Annotated in this window: 13 protein-coding genes; 1 reads left to right on the forward strand and 12 read right to left on the reverse strand. The window is 73.3% G+C overall.

Features of this window, described 5'->3' with window-relative positions:
• Positions 1-51: 51 nt before the first annotated feature.
• The 10 genes from BJ993_RS03315 to BJ993_RS03360 all read right to left on the reverse strand — a co-directional run bounded on the left by BJ993_RS03315 (position 52) and on the right by BJ993_RS03360 (position 11,035).
• Positions 52-1,797, reverse strand: a complete 1,746-nt coding sequence (locus BJ993_RS03315) for an LpqB family beta-propeller domain-containing protein (protein WP_179647720.1) — start codon at positions 1,795-1,797, stop codon at positions 52-54.
• A complete protein-coding gene (gene mtrB, locus BJ993_RS03320) occupies positions 1,794-3,467 on the reverse strand; it encodes an MtrAB system histidine kinase MtrB (RefSeq protein WP_179647721.1) in 1,674 nt (557 codons plus the stop codon). Before mtrB ends, BJ993_RS03315 begins: the two co-directional genes overlap by 4 nt.
• Before the next feature lie 7 nt (positions 3,468-3,474).
• Positions 3,475-4,191, reverse strand: coding sequence for an MtrAB system response regulator MtrA (mtrA, locus tag BJ993_RS03325; protein WP_444547289.1), 717 nt, complete (start codon positions 4,189-4,191; stop codon positions 3,475-3,477).
• 64 nt (positions 4,192-4,255) lie between these two features.
• Positions 4,256-5,698: an adenosylhomocysteinase gene (ahcY, locus tag BJ993_RS03330; protein ID WP_179647722.1), complete on the reverse strand. Its 1,443-nt coding sequence runs from the start codon at positions 5,696-5,698 to the stop codon at positions 4,256-4,258.
• A 159-nt stretch (positions 5,699-5,857) separates the two neighbouring features.
• A complete protein-coding gene (locus BJ993_RS03335; protein WP_179647723.1) occupies positions 5,858-6,853 on the reverse strand; it encodes a DUF808 domain-containing protein in 996 nt (331 codons plus the stop codon).
• Between the two features lie 21 nt (positions 6,854-6,874).
• Positions 6,875-7,945, reverse strand: coding sequence for an acyltransferase family protein (locus BJ993_RS03340; protein WP_179647724.1), 1,071 nt, complete (start codon positions 7,943-7,945; stop codon positions 6,875-6,877).
• 93 nt (positions 7,946-8,038) lie between these two features.
• Positions 8,039-9,064: an SIS domain-containing protein gene (locus BJ993_RS03345; protein WP_179647725.1), complete on the reverse strand. Its 1,026-nt coding sequence runs from the start codon at positions 9,062-9,064 to the stop codon at positions 8,039-8,041.
• Positions 9,065-9,087: 23 nt separating this feature from the next.
• Positions 9,088-9,273, reverse strand: coding sequence for a Trm112 family protein (locus BJ993_RS03350; protein WP_179647726.1), 186 nt, complete (start codon positions 9,271-9,273; stop codon positions 9,088-9,090).
• On the reverse strand, positions 9,270-10,649 hold the full coding sequence (locus BJ993_RS03355; RefSeq protein ID WP_036541317.1) for a phosphomannomutase/phosphoglucomutase: 1,380 nt from the start codon (positions 10,647-10,649) through the stop codon (positions 9,270-9,272). The genes BJ993_RS03350 and BJ993_RS03355 overlap by 4 nt, the downstream gene beginning before the upstream one ends.
• Positions 10,650-10,684: 35 nt before the next feature.
• Entirely contained in the window at positions 10,685-11,035 is a 351-nt protein-coding gene (locus BJ993_RS03360; protein WP_036541315.1) for a DUF3499 domain-containing protein, read from the reverse strand.
• A gap of 79 nt (positions 11,036-11,114) precedes the next feature.
• On the opposite strand from BJ993_RS03360, the gene BJ993_RS03365 reads away from it, so the two are divergent.
• Positions 11,115-11,579 (forward strand): metallopeptidase family protein, encoded by a 465-nt coding sequence (locus BJ993_RS03365; protein ID WP_036541313.1) that lies wholly within the window; start codon positions 11,115-11,117, stop codon positions 11,577-11,579.
• Between the two features lie 8 nt (positions 11,580-11,587).
• Here BJ993_RS03365 and BJ993_RS03370 read toward each other — a convergent pair whose 3' ends face one another.
• Both BJ993_RS03370 and BJ993_RS03375 read right to left on the reverse strand, forming a co-directional pair.
• Positions 11,588-13,039 carry a DUF5719 family protein gene (locus BJ993_RS03370; RefSeq protein ID WP_179647727.1) on the reverse strand — a complete coding sequence of 484 codons (1,452 nt, stop codon included), beginning with the start codon at positions 13,037-13,039 and terminating at the stop codon, positions 11,588-11,590.
• A complete protein-coding gene (locus BJ993_RS03375) occupies positions 13,032-15,923 on the reverse strand; it encodes a glycosyltransferase family 2 protein (protein ID WP_179647728.1) in 2,892 nt (963 codons plus the stop codon). Before BJ993_RS03375 ends, BJ993_RS03370 begins: the two co-directional genes overlap by 8 nt.
• Positions 15,924-15,993 lie beyond the last annotated feature (70 nt).

Below are 15,993 nucleotides of genomic sequence, written 5' to 3' on the forward strand. Positions count from 1 at the left end.
CGAGGTGGAGAACCGCGGCGGAGAACCGAGGTGGTGGACCGCGACCGGGCGTCAGCCCGCGTAGTCGAGCTGCGTGAGGGGCGCGCCGTCGGTGTACTCCTCCTGGTCGACCATGTCGACGTAGCGGTCGGCGTACACCGCGAACATCGGTGTGCCCACCGACGGGGCGGCGGCGAGACCGAGCAGCCGCCCGGACACGATCGTGGAGAGGACGTCGACGCCGACCGTCGCGCCGTCGGCCGCGACCACGTCGACCTCGTACAGCGACCCGGGAGCGGTCGTCGTGAGCAGGCCGACCCGGATCGGGCTGGTCCACGCGAGGTCGTCGATCACGGTCCCCTCCGCCTCCCTGATGAGGAAGGGAGCCTTGGTCCGGGAGACCCGGCCGCGCCCGTCGAGGAGGACGCGGACGCCGACCACCTCGTCTCCCCCGGCGGTGCGCACGACGCCCACGAGCCGGGTGCCGTCACGGGAGACCACCAGTGCCCGCGCGTCGCGGTCGCTGATGCCGGGCACCTCGACCTCGCGGACCCGGTCGTCCTCGACGAGGAGGACCCGGGCGCCCGTGCGCCGCCGGTCCAGCACCCAGAGACGACCGGCGAAGTCCCAGGAGGGCCGGGCGTAGGTGCCTCCGCTGAGGATCGTGCGGGGCACGGCCGCGGCTCCCTGCCGGGCCCGGACCGGTCCCACCCGGACGCGGTGGCCGTCGGAGTCCACGGCCGCCGCGACGGCGGCGTCGGGACGGGCGGAGATCGCGTCGAGGTCGGCGTCCTGGTCGCCGAACGGCCCCGTCGCCGTCACGAGGTTGCCCGAGCTGCCCCACACCATCCGGCCGCGGGTGAGTCCGAACAGCAGCGTGGTGGCCTCGTCGCCCGCGGGGTCGAAGGCCTGCCCCCCGTCGACGGCGAACTGGGAGGCACCACCGGGGATCTGCAGGTCCTCACCGCCGACGGACACCCGCAGCGCCCGGATGGCCGGGTCCTGGCGCAGCGTCCACGCCAGCTGCGCGAGCATCAGCTCCGACTCCTCGGCCGTCAGCCGCGGCGCGTCGCCGACGAGGTTGATCTCCGCGACGCCGCGCTCGTCGACCGGCACCGAGAGCCCGACCGAGAGGCCTGACGGCACGAACGAGCGCACCACGCCACGGGCGCGCGGCGGCGGCCCGGCCAACAGGCCGGCGACCAGGCTGGTGGCGAGCTGGTCGCCCTGCGGGACGAAGACCGGCTCGGGGACGAGGATCTGCGCGATCGGGTCGAAGAAGTAGAGGGACACCTGCCGGTAGCGCTGCTGGAACCAGCTCGCCGGGACCACGAGGGCGTCGGCCGGGTCGGCGATGCGGAACTCCCCGCCCTCGACGGTGAGGCGGAAGCTGAGGTCGAGGTCGTCGCCGGCCAGGGCTCCGCGCCAGGCGCCCGCGCGGTCGAGGGCGTCGGCAGCGCCGAGCCGCACCCGGACGGTGTTGCCCGCCTCGCGGGTCGCGAGCGGGAGGTCGCTGTAGACCACAGTCTCGCGCTCCGGGTTCCACCCCGCGGCGGCTTCGTCGGTCAGGAACTTCTTCGCGACGTTGATCTGCACCGGCCACGCCGTCATCGCGTCGAGGAAGCCGCTGACGACCTCCGAGCGGGACGCCCCCTCCGCGGGCGGGCGGGCATCGATGTCACTGGCCTGGTGGGTGTCCTCGGCGTCGATCACGTCGCTGTCGACGACCGGGCCCTGGGTCGGGAGCGACACGCAGCCGGACAGCAGGAGGGCGAGCGCCCCGAGGACGGGGAGCGCGCGGCGTCGTACGGACCTCACCGGTCGACCTCCTGCACGGGTACGACGGCATCGGGTCCCGCGACGACGGCGGCGTCCGACGAGACGGCGTCCTCGGGGATGAGCGGGAGCGGGCTGTGCCGCAGCGTGGCACCCGCCCGGCGCGGCAGGGTGAGCCGGAACTGGGCTCCCTGCCCGCTGCGGCCCCACGCCTGCAGCCACCCGCCGTGGAGGTGGGCGTCCTCCTGCGCGATGGCCAGGCCGAGCCCGGTGCCGCCGCTGGTGCGGGCCCGCGCGGGGTCGGAGCGCCAGAACCGGTTGAACACCATCGCCGCCTCGCCGGGGGCGAGCCCGACGCCGTGGTCGCGGACCGTGATCGCGGCCGCCTCCTCGTCCGACGCGAGCCGGACGACGACCGCCTCGGTCGGGTCGTCGGCGAGGGCGTGGTCGATGGCGTTGGTGACCAGGTTGCGCAGGATCCGCTCCACCCGGCGACTGTCGACCTCGGCGCGGACCGGGTCGTCGGGGTGCTCGACCATGACCCGGACGTGGCGCTGGTCGGCCAGCGGCTGGGCCGCGGTCACCACCCGGTTGACGATGTCGTCGAGGTTGACGTCCTCGGGTGCGAGCACGGCCGCGCCGGCGTCGAAGCGACTGATCTCGAGCAGGTCGACGAGCAGGTTCTCGAAGCGGTCCAGCTCGGCCTGCAGCAGCTCGGCCGCGCGGGCCGAGGCCGGGTCGAAGCCGGCACGGGCGTCGTGCAGCAGGTCCGAGGCCATCCGGACGGTGGTCAGCGGGGTCCGCAGCTCGTGCGAGACGTCGGAGACGAAGCGGCGCTGCACCCAGCTGAGCTCCTCGAGCTGGCGGATCTGTCGCTGCAGGCTGGTCGCCATCTGGTTGAACGAGTAGGCCAGCCGGGCGATGTCGTCCTCGCCGGTGACCTGCAGCCGCTCCTGGAGACGCCCGGCGGCCAGCCGCTCGGCGATCTGCCGGGCCAGTCGGATGGGCGTCACGACCTGGCGGGTCACCAGCCACGTGAGGCCGGCGACCAGCGCCAGCAGCAGGCCGGCGGCGGTCAGCAGCGCCCGGGTGACCAGGCCCAGCGTCTCCTGCTCCTCCGACAGCGGGAAGAGGTAGTAGAGGGTGTAGGTCTTGCCGTCGGACGGCAGCTGCACCTGCGAGCCCACGATGATGCCGGGCACGGACGAGGACTCGCCGGACTCCTCGCGGACGATCTCGGTGTAGGTCCACGCCGTGGCTCGGCCGACGCCGTCGAAGTGCGCCTCCATGTCCTCCGGGACGCTGACCAGGTCGAGCCCGCTCGTGTACTCGCCGCCGCCCTCGCGCAGCGGGATGTCCTCGCCCTCGGGTCCGGCCAGCACCACGCTGTAGCCGCGGCTGGCGCCCCGGTCGATGATCGGGTCGACGAGGTCGCGCTGCTGCCGGCCCACGTTGACCTCGCGGCCCGACGCGGCCTCGAGCCGGTCGCGGGCATCGCCCATCTCGGCGTCGACCTCGCCCAGCACGACGTCGACGCGGTGCTCGAGGAGTCCCTGCCGGACCTGCTGCAGGAGGATCCAGCCGACCGCGCTGACCACCAGCGCGGACAGCACGACCGTGCTGGCGACCACCCGCGCCTGGATCGACCGGCGCCAGAAGGTGAGCGCTCGTCGTACCGCGGGTGAGAGGCGGGTCCAGAGGTCGCGCAGCATGGCAGGACTACGCCGAGCCGGCCTTGTAGCCGACCCCCCGGACGGTCAGCACGATCTCGGGGTGCTCCGGGTCGTGCTCGACCTTGGACCGCAGCCGCTGCACGTGCACGTTGACCAGCCGCGTGTCGGCGGCGTGGTGGTAGCCCCAGACCTCCTCGAGCAGCACCTGCCGGGTCAGCACCTGCCCGGGCCGGCGGGCCAGGCAGAGCAGGAGGTCGAACTCCAGCGGTGTCAGCGGGATCTCGGCGCCGTCGCGGGTGACCGAGTGCCCGGCGACGTCGATCTGGAGGTCGCGGATGGCGAGGGTCTCCGGCGGCACCGGCTCGGTGCGGCGGACCCGCGCCCGGATCCGGGCGACCAGCTCCTTGGGCTTGAACGGCTTGACGACGTAGTCGTCCGCGCCGGACTCCAGGCCGACGACCACGTCGACGGTGTCGCCCTTGGCGGTGAGCATGACGATCGGTACGCCGGACTCCGCCCGGATCTCCTTGCACACGTCGATGCCGTCCTTGCCGGGCAGCATCAGGTCCAGCAGGACGAGGTCGGGCCGGTAGTCGCGGAACTCGGCCAGCGCGGTGTCTCCCCGGGGGCAGACCCGGCTCTCGAAGCCCTCCTGGCCCAGCACGATCGCGAGCATCTCCGCCAGCGGGGCGTCGTCGTCGACGACGAGGACGCGGCCCTTGGTCGGGAACGGCGCGCCGGCGGCGGGTGTCATGTCACCCATCCTAGGAGAGACGAGCACGAAGCCCCCGCACCCGGAGTGGGTGCGGGGGCTTCGGTGTCAGCGCTCAGTAGCGGTAGTGCTCGGGCTTGTAGGGCCCGGCCACGTCGACGCCGATGTACGCCGCCTGCTCCTTGGTGAGCTCGGTGAGCTCCACGCCGAGCGCGTCGAGGTGGAGGCGCGCGACCTCCTCGTCGAGGTGCTTCGGCAGGACGTAGACGCCGATCTCGTAGTCGTCGGTCTTGGTGAAGATCTCGATCTGCGCCAGGACCTGGTTGGTGAACGAGTTCGACATGACGAACGACGGGTGGCCGGTCGCGTTGCCGAGGTTCAGCAGGCGGCCCTCGGAGAGGACGATGACCTTCTTGCCGTCGGGGAAGATCCACTGGTGGACCTGGGGCTTGATCTCGTCCTTGACGATGCCCGGGATCTTCGCCAGGCCGGCCATGTCGATCTCGTTGTCGAAGTGGCCGATGTTGCCGACGATGGCCTGGTTCTTCATCTTCTCGAAGTGCTCGACCTTGATGATGTCGAAGTTGCCGGTCGTGGTGACGAAGATGTCGGCGTACTCGACGACGGACTCGAGGCGCTTGACCTCGTAGCCGTCCATCGCGGCCTGCAGGGCGCAGATCGGGTCGATCTCGGTGACGATGACGCGCGCGCCCTGGCCGCGCAGCGACTCCGCCGAGCCCTTGCCCACGTCGCCGTAGCCGCAGACGACCGCGACCTTGCCGCCGATCATGACGTCGGTGGCGCGGTTGATGCCGTCGACCAGCGAGTGGCGGCAGCCGTACTTGTTGTCGAACTTCGACTTGGTGACCGAGTCGTTGACGTTGATCGCCGGGAAGAGGAGCGAGCCCTCCTTGAAGCGCTCGTAGAGGCGGTGGACGCCCGTGGTGGTCTCCTCGGTGACGCCCTTGATGCCGGCGGCGATGTTGGTCCAGCGGGTGGGGTCGTTGTCGAGGGAGCGCGCGAGGACCCGGAGGACCTCCTTGTACTCCTCGTTGTCGGTGCTGTCCTGCGAGGGGACCGCGCCGGCCTTCTCGAACTCGAGGCCCTTGTGGACGAGCAGCGTGATGTCGCCGCCGTCGTCGAGCAGCATGTTCGGGCCGACCTTGTTGCCGTCGGCGTCGGTGAAGTCGAAGACCTTCTCGGCCTCGTCCCAGTACTCCGCGAGGGTCTCGCCCTTCCACGCGAAGACCGGCGTGCCGGCGGGGGCCTCGATGGTGCCCTCCTTGCCGACGACGACGGCGGCGGCGGCGTGGTCCTGCGTCGAGAAGATGTTGCAGGTCGCCCAGCGGACGTCGGCGCCGAGGGCGGTGAGCGTCTCGATCAGGACGGCCGTCTGGATGGTCATGTGCAGGGAGCCGGCGATCCGGGCGCCCTTGAGCGGCTGGTCGGCGCCGTAGCGGGCGCGCATCGCCATCAGGCCGGGCATCTCGTGCTCGGCGAGCTCGATCTCCTTGCGGCCGAACTCGGCCAGGCTCAGGTCAGCAACCTTGTAGTCCATGAAAAGTGATCCTCGAGGTTCGAGTGTCGAATGACAGCTGGGTCCTGCGGCGCATCTGCGCATCGTCGGGATCTCCCGCGCATGACGTGGACCACCTTACAAGCGGCCCTCGACGCGCGGGCAATCATCGGGAGGACCCGAGGGGCCCCTCCTCCGGGGTCAGTGGGCGGCGGGCGCGCCGTCGTCGTACCGCTCGATCGGGTCCTTGTCGCCCGTGAACGGCAGCAGGCGTACGACGACCACCACGACCGCACCGACGACGAGCCCGATCACGGCGGAGATGCCGGTGTTGGCGAGCCAGGCGAGGGCGCTGCCGGCGAAGCCGTGGACCGCGTGCTCGATGTCGTGCTCGATGCCGTGGACCCAGTCGTAGGGGGCGTTCCAGAGGTCGATCCCGGAGCCGTGGTTGTCGGCGATGTTGACCATCAGGATGTGGCCGCCGACCCAGAGCATGGCGATCGTGCCGACGACGGAGATGATCGCGAGCAGCCGCGGCATGAACGCGACCAGGCCGTGCCCGAGCCGCTTGGCGAAGGCGGAGGAGCGCTGGGTGAGGCTGAGGCCGACGTCGTCCATCTTCACGATGAGCGCCACGACGCCGTAGACCGCGATCGTGATCACGACGGCGACGACGAGCAGCGTGCCGAGCTTGGTCCAGAAGCTCTCGTCCTTCACCGAGTCCAGGGCGATGACCATGATCTCGGCCGACAGGATGAGGTCGGTGCGGACGGCGCCGGCGACGAGGTCCTTCTCCGCGTCGGGGCCGATCTCGGCGACGGGCGCCTCGTGCTCCTCGTGGTGGGAGACCATGTGCCAGATCTTGTGCGCGCCCTCGTAGGCGAGGAACGTGCCGCCGAGCATCAGGATGATCGGCAGGAGGTCGGGCAGGAACTCGCTGAGCAGCAGCGCCGCCGGCAGGATGATCAGCAGCTTGTTGCGGATCGAGCCGACCGCGATCCTCTTGACGATCGGCAGCTCGCGCTCGGCGGCGAGGCCGTGGACGTACTGGGGCGTCACCGCGGTGTCGTCGATGACCACGCCGGCGGCCTTGGCGGTCGCCTTGCCCGCGGCGGCGCCGACGTCGTCCACGGAGGCCGCGGCCAGCTTGGCGATCGCAGCGACGTCGTCGAGGAGTCCAAAGAGGCCGGCGCTCATGGCCCGAAGGCTACCGGGCCGCTAACGGGTCCCCACCGCCACCGGCTCGGAGTCCTCCTCGTGCGCGGCGGCGACGACCGCGAGGTCGACCGCCTCCCGCAGCTGCCGCTGGGCCGGGCCGAACGGGTCGACCACGCGACCGAGCACCCGCCGGACCGGCGGCGCCGCCAGCCCGAGCGCCACGGCCAGGCCGAACCCGGTGGCGGCGAGCAGCCCCAGCCACGGGTGGCCGTCGAACCAGGCGGGGAAGCCGGCGTACTCGATGCCCTTCACGGCGAAGCCGTGGAAGAGGTAGACGATCATCGTCGCGGCACCCATCCGGGTGAACCAGCCGCTGCGCCGCGGCACGAGCGCGAGCCACGCGAAGGTGCCCGCGAGCCCGACCGCCATCACCAGCAGCCGGGTCAGCACGGCGGTGGAGTCGGGGACGTCCATCAGGTCGAACGGCCGCTGGTAGAGGTAGCCGGTCGACGCCCAGCGGTCGAGGTTGACCGCCAGCACCGCGATCACGGCGAAGGTGACCGCACCGAGGACGGCCGGGAAGCGGCCGCGCACCCACTCCAGCGCCTCGGGCGTGGTCTTCAGGCCGAGCACGAAGAACGGCAGGAAGCCGAGGATGCGGGGCAGGTCCAGCAGCGCCATCCACTCCCCCTGCAGGAAGCCGCTGCCGATGCTGATCGCGACCGCCACGACGACGGCTCCCGGCAGCGGTCGCAGCAGCGGCGTGACCAGCCGCCACGCGACCAGGGCGAGGAGGTACCACATCGGGAAGTGCGGATCGAGCCACAGGTCCTGCAACCGCTCGCCCCCGACGTGCAGCCGGAACCACGCGAGCAGGCCCTCGAAGAGCACATAGGGCACGAGCAGGTCGGTGACCAGCTGCCACATCCGCGCCGGGCTGTAGTGGAAGCCCCGGGAGAGGTAGCCGGAGAGGAACACGAAGGCCGGCATGTGCCAGAGGTAGACGAAGTCGTAGAGGTGCCACGCGGCCTCGGCCTCGGACGGCAGGAGCGCCCAGGTGTGGCCGAGGACGACGAGGACGACGAGTCCCATCTTGGCGTTGTCGAGCGAGGGGTCACGAGGAGTGGCCATCACTCCTTGGTACCCAAGAACGCTGGGAGGAGTCCAAGTGTCAGACAAAGCGTGGCTGTGAGCCGCGCTGCCCCGTCGCGGGCTCCGGGACGCTCAGTCGGCGACGAGGCCGAGGCGGAGGTACTCGGCCGCGTAGGTGCCGTGCAGCAGCAGCGACGCGTAGCGCGCGACCTCGCCGACGGCCTCCGAGGAGACGTGCTCGATGCGCACGTCGTGAGCGGTCGCGCCCTCCTCGAGGCGGATCCGCTGGTCGCGGACCACCGGGTCGTCGACGCCGTCGTCGAGGATCACCAGCACCGGGCGCCGGTCGCCCGTGTCGTCGGCGAACGGGTCGGCGAAGACGTTGCGCGGACGCGCGGCCTCGATGACGGGGAGCAGGTGCTCGGCGTCGCCGGCGAGGGCCGTGCGCCCGGAGGTACGACGGGTCGACTCCGCGACCCGGCGGGCGGCCCGGGCGGCGAGCACCGACCCGCCCCAGATCAGCGGGCTGGCGTCGGCCAGCGAGATCGCCAGCATCTTGGCCGGGTTGATCGAGATGTCGCGGTGCGGCGAGCAGGCGATCGCGACCGCGTCCAGCGCCTCCGCGACCGACTCGGGGTCGGCGGTCGGGCCGAGGTGGACCTGGTCGAGGAAGGACAGCATCGCGACCGCCGTGGCGAGCTGGTCGCCGGTGCTGGTCGGCAGCAGCGTCGCCCAGCGGCCGGTGGCGTGCTCGGCGACGACCGAGTCGCGGGGCGTCGCGACGACCAGCTGGCAGCCGCGACGGGCGGCCTCGGCCACGGCCAGCGCCGTCCCCGCGTCACCGCCCTCCGGGGCGAGCACGACCACGAGGTCGAGGCTCCCGGCCCAGCCGGGCAGCGCCGGCGACGGCCACGCCACGAACGGGACCGGGCAGAACGGCTCGAGCACCGCCCGCAGCAGGCGGGAGTCCGGGCCCGCGGCGATCACCGCACGCGGCCGGGCCTCGCTGGCCCGCGCCACCGCCTCGGCGATCGCGTCCGCGGAGTCGCCGACCTCACGTCGTACCCGGGCTCCGGACTCGGCGAGCGTGCGCAGGCGGAGGTCCGCCGACGCGAGCGCGCCCTCGTCGTCCAGCCGGGACTCGTCGAACCAGACCATGCCGCTCCCCTGTCTCCGGTGGGCTAGGCGGGCTTGCGGGCCTCGTCGACGAGCAGCACCGGGATGCCGTCGCGCACGGGGTAGGCCAGGCCGCAGCCGCTGCAGACCAGCTCGGTCGCGTCACCGGCAGCGGTGAGCGCCAGGTCGGACCGGCAGGCCGGGCACACGATGATCGCCAGCAGCTCCGGCGAGATCTCGGGGGCGCTCACTGCTCGCCCCTGATGGTGGTGAGGACCTCGTCGCGGACTCGGGCCATGGTGGACTCGTCCTTCCCTTCGGCGTTGAGCCGCAGCAGCGGCTCGGTGTTGGAGGCGCGGACGTTGAACGCCCAGTCCGCGTGGCTGACGGTGAGGCCGTCGAGCTTGTCGACGCTCACGCCGTCCTTCGAGCTCCAGGTCTGCTCGAGCTCGGCCAGCACGGCCGCCTGGTCGGCCACCGTGCTGTTGATCTCGCCGCTCAGCGGATAGCGCTCGTACGACGCCAGCAGGGTCGACAGCGGCACGTCGGCCTCGGCGAGGGCGGCCATCGCGTGCAGCGCGGCCAGCATCCCGGAGTCGGCGCGCCAGAAGTCGCGGAAGTAGAAGTGGCCGCTGTGCTCGCCGCCGAAGATCGCGTCGGTCTCGGCCATGGTGGCCTTGATGTAGGAGTGGCCGACCCGGGTCCGGACGGGCGTGCCGCCGAGCTCGGCGACGATCTCCGGCACGGCGCGGGAGGTGATCAGGTTGTGGATCACCGTCGCGCCGGGCTCCTTGGCGAGCTCGCGGGCGGCGATGAGGGCGGTCAGCGTCGAGGGCGAGACCAGCTCGCCGCGCTCGTCGACGAGGAAGCAGCGGTCGGCGTCGCCGTCGAAGGCCAGGCCGATGTCGGCACCCTCCGCGAGCACCCGCTTCTGCAGGTCGACCAGGTTGGCCGGCTCGATCGGGTTGGCCTCGTGGTTGGGGAACGTGCCGTCGAGCTCGAAGTACATCGGCACCATCTCGACCTGGTCGGCGAGCCGGTCGAAGACCGCGGGCGCGGTGTGCCCGGCCATGCCGTTGCCGGCGTCGACGACGACCCGGATGCGGCGACCCGTGACCGGCGCGAGCGACAGCAGGTGCGCGGCGTAGGCCTGGAGTACGTCGTGCGAGCCGATGGAGCCCGACCCGCCACCGTTCGCGACGGCCGTGCCGGTCGCCACGCGGTCGCGGATCTCGGCCAGGCCGCTCTCCATGCCGACCGGCTGCGCGAACGCGCGGCACATCTTGATGCCGTTGTACTGCGCGGGGTTGTGGCTGGCCGTGAACATCGCCCCCGGCAGGCCGAGGTGGCCCGAGGCGAAGTAGAGCTGGTCGGTCGACGCGAGGCCGATCATGGTGACGTCGGCGCCGGCTCCGGTCGCGCCGTCGGCGAACGCACCCGCGAGGGCGGGCGAGCTGGGCCGCATGTCGTAGCCGACCACGATCGCGTCGACACCGAGCACCTCGACGTACGCCGCTCCGGTCGCGCGCGCCAGGTCCTCGTCGAGCTGCTCGCCGACGATGCCGCGAACGTCGTAGGCCTTGAAGACCTTGCTCAGGTTGTCCGGTGAGGTCGTGGCACTGGCCATGACCCGGACACTAGTGCACGACTGTCCCCGCCGGACTACTCGGTGGTGAGCATGCGCAGGTGGCCCTTGCGGGCGACCTCACGGCCGCTCTCGCGCGGCTGCTCGACCACCGGCTGCGGGACCGGACGAGCCGCCTCCCGGACGGCGTCGGCGAGCGCGAGCAGGTCGTCGCCGCTCGGTCCCTGCTGCTGGGTGCCGAGGGAGAGCCGGACGACCTCCCAGCCGCGCGGTGCGGAGAGCCGCTCGCTGTGCTGGTCGCACAGGTCGTAGGCGTGGGGCTCCGCGAAGGTGGCGAGCGGTCCGAGGACGGCGGTGGAGTCGGCGTACACATAGGTCAGGGTCGCCACCGCACGCCGGGCGCACGCGGTGCGCGAGCAGGTGCGCATGCCCTGCGGTGCCGGAATCGCGCTCACGCGGCAGACGGTACCGCCCGGAGGGTGATCCGCTGGATAGGCTCGCTGGACGATGAGTGAGGACGAGGAGACCCGGGTCGCCCGCCCGCGGCGCGACCGTCGCGGACGCGGCATGCGCGGCCCCGCGGTCCTGCCGCTGACCTGGCCGGACACCAGCCACCGCCCGCCGCGGCCGTTGCGCCGCCGCGAGCTGTTCGACCGGATCATGCTCGACGTCGTCACCGAGATCGACGCGCGCTGGTCGCAGCACCTCGGCCTGCTGGAGTACGCCGTCGAGGACACCCCGCAGCTGCCGGACGACTGGGACTCCGGCCACGTGCCGCTGTCGTCGCTCGTGCGCGGGAGCGGTACGAAACCCACCCGCCTCGTCGTGTTCCGCCGGCCCCTGGAGCACCGCGCGGGCGACCGGGCCGACCTCGAGGCGATCATCCTCACCGTCGTGGTGGAGCAGGTCGCCGAGCTGCTCGGGATCGAGCCGGCCGAGGTGGACCCGCGCTACCCCGGCGACGACGACTGATCAGCCGGTCAGTCGGGCTCGACGACCGGGATCTCGGCCCGCAGCTCCGCCGGCCGCACCCGCAGGGTCGCCAGTCCCGGCCGCCTGCCGCCGGTGGCCGCCAGGACGACCGCCTGGATCCGGGTGTTGCGGGAGACGACCGAGATCGACGCGGCGTCGTCCGGCAGGCTGAGCGTGGCGCCGCGGTCGGTGCCGATCTCCACCTTGTCCGCGCGGATCTCCTTGCCGGCGGCGTCGTAGGACACGACGTCGACCACTGCCGTGCGCTCGGCGCCGCCGAGCACGACGCTCTTCCGGCCCGAGGGGACGACGGCCGCGGCCGGCTCGTCGAGCGAGGGCGTCGGCGCCAGCAGCACGAGGTCGTCACCGGACAGCGCCATGAAGGACGACGCCACCGGCCCGGACGCCTCGAGCTCGATGCCGACGACGCCGTCCGCGGTCGCGCCCTTGAACAGCTTGGTGAGGTCGACCGTCTCCATCGCCTGGGGCGGGACCGAGATCTCCGGGGCGCCGGTGGGCGTGAAGGCGGCCTGCTCGGTCACGAACCGGACGGCGACGCGCACCTCGTCGTCCCCCGGGTTGGCGAGCTGGAGGGTCGGCTGCGCGGGCTTCTTCGGGACGCCGAGGATCAGGCTGCTGCTGGAGGGGCTCGTGTCCGCGGGGAGGAAGTCGGTGCTCACCACGCCACGGCCGAGCGGGTCCCAGGTGTTGCGCGCGGTCGCGGTGACCCGGCCCCGGACGACGGTCAGGTGGGCGGCGGTCGCCTCGGCGCGCGGGGCGGCCGTGGCGAGGTCGATGCGCTTCACGCCGTGCGGCGGCACCTCGATGCCGCGCAGCGCGGGCTCCTCGACGGGACCCGTGGCGTCGTGGAGGGCGAGGTCGACGACCGCGTCGCCGTCGTCGGGGTTCACCAGCTCGATCGTGGTGGCGTAGCGGGCCGACGCCCCGACGCCCACCAGCCACTCGTCGTACGACGGTCCGCGGCACTCGGGCACCGCGAGCTCGCCGTCCCGTCCGGCCGCGATGCCCGGGGCCGCGGCGCCACGGCCGTCGAGGACGGTGGGACCGGTGCTCGACGGCACCTCGACGGTGCTGCCCTGCTCGACCGTGACCGGCTTGCCGGCCTTGGTGGCGCTGCTGCCGGAGGCGCCGCGCGCGGCGGGCGCCGTGGCGACCGCGAGTTCACCACCCGGCACGTCGGGGGTCCGGGTCACGCGGACGGCACCGTCGTCGCCGGTCAGTCCGCCCGGGCAGACCATCGTGGCGGACGTCAGGGCGGAGGTCGTGGGCGGCTGTGGGCCGGACAGCGGGTTGTCCTCGCCGCCGATGACGCCGACGCTCAGCGCGACGACGGCGGGGGCGGCGATCGCGAGGGCGACCAGGAGGTCGATGCGGCGGCCGCGGGAGACCGACGCGCGGCGGCCGGCGCCGGCCTTCTCGGTGGATCCGGGCTCAGTCATCACGGCTCCTTCGCAGGGGCGGGAGGGCCAGCACGACGAGGACCGGGATCGCGATCCCCTGCACGAGCAGGAGCAGCGCGCGGACCCAGTCGTGGTGCTCGGGCAGCGGTCCGGGTGCGGGGTCGACCTGCCAGGCGCGGGTGCCGCGGCTCGAGCTGGCCTGGACCAGACCGGAGGTGGCGTCGAGGCTGGAGGCCACGGATCCGTCGGCCGGGGCCGCCTGGACGACGTACAGGATCCCGCGACGCGACAGCTCCTGCACCGCGTCGGGATCGGGCGCGGTGACCAGGCTCCGGATGACCGCGGTGACCTCGGCGTCCTCGGGGGTCAGCGCGGCGATCTCGTCCTCGCCGAGGGTCATGCCGTCGCCGCGGTGGACCTCGTAGGAGAGCCCGTCAGCGATGCTGCCGCGCAGCACGAGGATGCCGTCCTGGTCGGCCTGCTCGGCGCGCTGTGCCATGTAGACGGGCACGTCGGACGGCGGGTCGTCGGTCAGGTCCTCGCCGCCCCACACCGCGAACCAGACCAGCCCGACCAGCGGGGCCACCAGCCCGGCGAGGCCGGCGAGCGCGAGGCCGGCCTGGACCGGCCTCCTCTGGTCGCCGAGGTGGTGCAGCGAGAGGCCACCGAGCAGGGCGGCGGTGAGCCACGCGCCCTGCAGGACGAGCAGCACGATGCCGAGGCCCGGCTGCTGGCCGTCTCCCCCGGCGAGGCCGACCGAGGTCACCGCGAGCGGGACCCCGACGGCGGCGGTCACGGCGGCGACCACCCAGCAGGCCACGACCGGGATCCGGGTGGCCGCTGGGATGAGCGACAGCAGGGCGAGGACGGGGAGGACGAGTCCGACGGCCGCGGGGGCGCCGAGGTCGCCGACCCGGCCCGCCAGCAGGTCCCAGCCGGACGTCGCGGCGCTCGGCCAGCGGCCGATGTCGAGCACGAGCGTGCCGGCGGCGCCCTCGAGGACGGCCGGCAGCCACCACGGCACCAGCACGAGGAGCGGGACGGCGAGCGCGGCCACCGGCGGCCCCCACACGGACCGCTCCCGGACCTCCCCCGGCGCGAGCCGGAACGCGAAGCCGACCAGCACGCCGATCAGCACCGCGAGGACCAGCCAGGACGACGGCGCGACCGCGGTCAGCAGGGCGAGCGCGAGGCCGGTGCGCCAGCCGGCCCGCCAGCGGTGCGCGGCATCGGGGTCGGCGAAGCCGAGGGCGGCGTGCGCGAGCCACGGCAGGATCGCGGACGCGACGACCACGCCCCAGCGCCCGCCACCCCAGGCACCGGACGCGAGCGGCACGAGCGCCCACATGACCGACCCCCACAGGAGCAGCCAGCGCGGCGCGCCGTACGGCGTCACGAAGCGGCCCACCACCCGCAGGAAGCGCCAGGCACCCCACAGCGCGACCGGCGCCGCGAGGGCCATCACCAGGCTGATCAGCGTGGAGGGGCCGACCGGCCAGGCGAGGAGGGCGAGCGGGAGCACGTACGCCGGCGCGGGCACGTCGGAGCCGAAGCCGATCGGGTGCCACCCCTCGACGTGCAGCCGCCACCAGTCGCCGGCACTGCCCGGGGTGGGCGACAGCGCACCCCCGCTGAAGCCACCGACGATGTCGCGAACGCCGATGAGCAGCGCCAGGACGACGAGGGCCGTGGCCATCGCGGTGGGGCTGGTGAAGAACCGGACGACCCAGCCGGTGTCGGCGTAGTCGTCCTCCTCGTCGCGGTGGCGCGCCGGCGGCGGCGCGACGGCGGCATCGCGCTCGGCGGCCGCGGCGCGACGCCGCTCGGCGACGTCCGCGGCCTGGTTGGTGGCGGCGGCAACGAGGTCGCCGAGGAAGTCGAGCCCGTGGCGGTAGGGCAGCCACCAGGGCGCCAGGAGCCGGCGGACCCGCTCCCGGTCGGGTCCGGCGTCGCCGCGCAGGGCGGCGACCGCCTCCCTGCGGGTCCGGCGCGCGGCCAGGACCCGGCCCGGGTGGCGCAGCACGGAGAACAGGGCGGCGAGCTCGTCGAGCGCCTCACCGACCGCGCGCACGCACAGCAGCCCGACCATCCGCAGCAGGGTGCCCAGCGCCAGCCGGACCACCTGGAAGGGCAGCGTCGCGCCGCGGGCGTTGACCAACAGCGTGAACAGGGCGGCCCGGCGCTCCTGGAAGTGGGTGTGGCGGCCGGTCAGCGGCGTGCGTCGTACGCCCCGGTGGGCGGCCTCCGCGTGGAAGACCACGGCCTTCGGCACGATCACCGTGGTCCGACCCGCGGCCGCGGCGCGCCAGCCGAGGTCCAGGTCGTTGCCGAAGATCGGCAGCGCGGCGTCGAAGCCGCCGAGCTCCTCGAGGACCGTACGACGGACCAGCATGCCGGCGGTGTTGACCGCGAACACCTCGCGGACCTCGTCGTGCTGGCCCTGGTCGTACTCGCCGCGCTCCAGCCCGGTCTCGCGCCGGCCGGTGCCGCTGATGGTCACGCCGAGCTCGAGCAGGCGCCGCAGCGAGGGCCACTCGCGCAGCTTGGGCCCGAGGATGTCGGCCTCCGGGCGCTGCGCGGCGACCGCGAGCAGCTCCTGCAGCGCCGTCGGCGCCGGCTTCGCGTCGTCGTGGAGGATCCAGACCCACTCGGGGTCCCGGCCGGCCGCGGCGAGTGCCTGCAGGCCGTCGGCGACCGCGTCCGGGAACCCGGCGCTGGCCGGCATCCGGCGCACCGCCAGCGGGACGTGGTCCTCCAGTGCCTGGCGGACGATCTCGGGGCTGTCGTCCTTGCTGCCGGTGTCGATCGCGACGACCGAGTCGAGGGGGGCGGTCTGCGCGCGGAGGCCGTCGAGGACGGCCGGGAGCCACGAGGCACCGTCGTGGCTCACCAGGAGGACGGCGACCCGGACTTGTTGCGACACGAGGTCAGACCCTACGTGGGACGGTCCGAAGGGGGCGAACCGTCAGCGTCGGGCCTGACCGGCGTCAGCG

It is taken from the genome of Nocardioides aromaticivorans, assembly GCF_013408525.1.
Lineage (GTDB): Bacteria > Actinomycetota > Actinomycetes > Propionibacteriales > Nocardioidaceae > Nocardioides > Nocardioides aromaticivorans.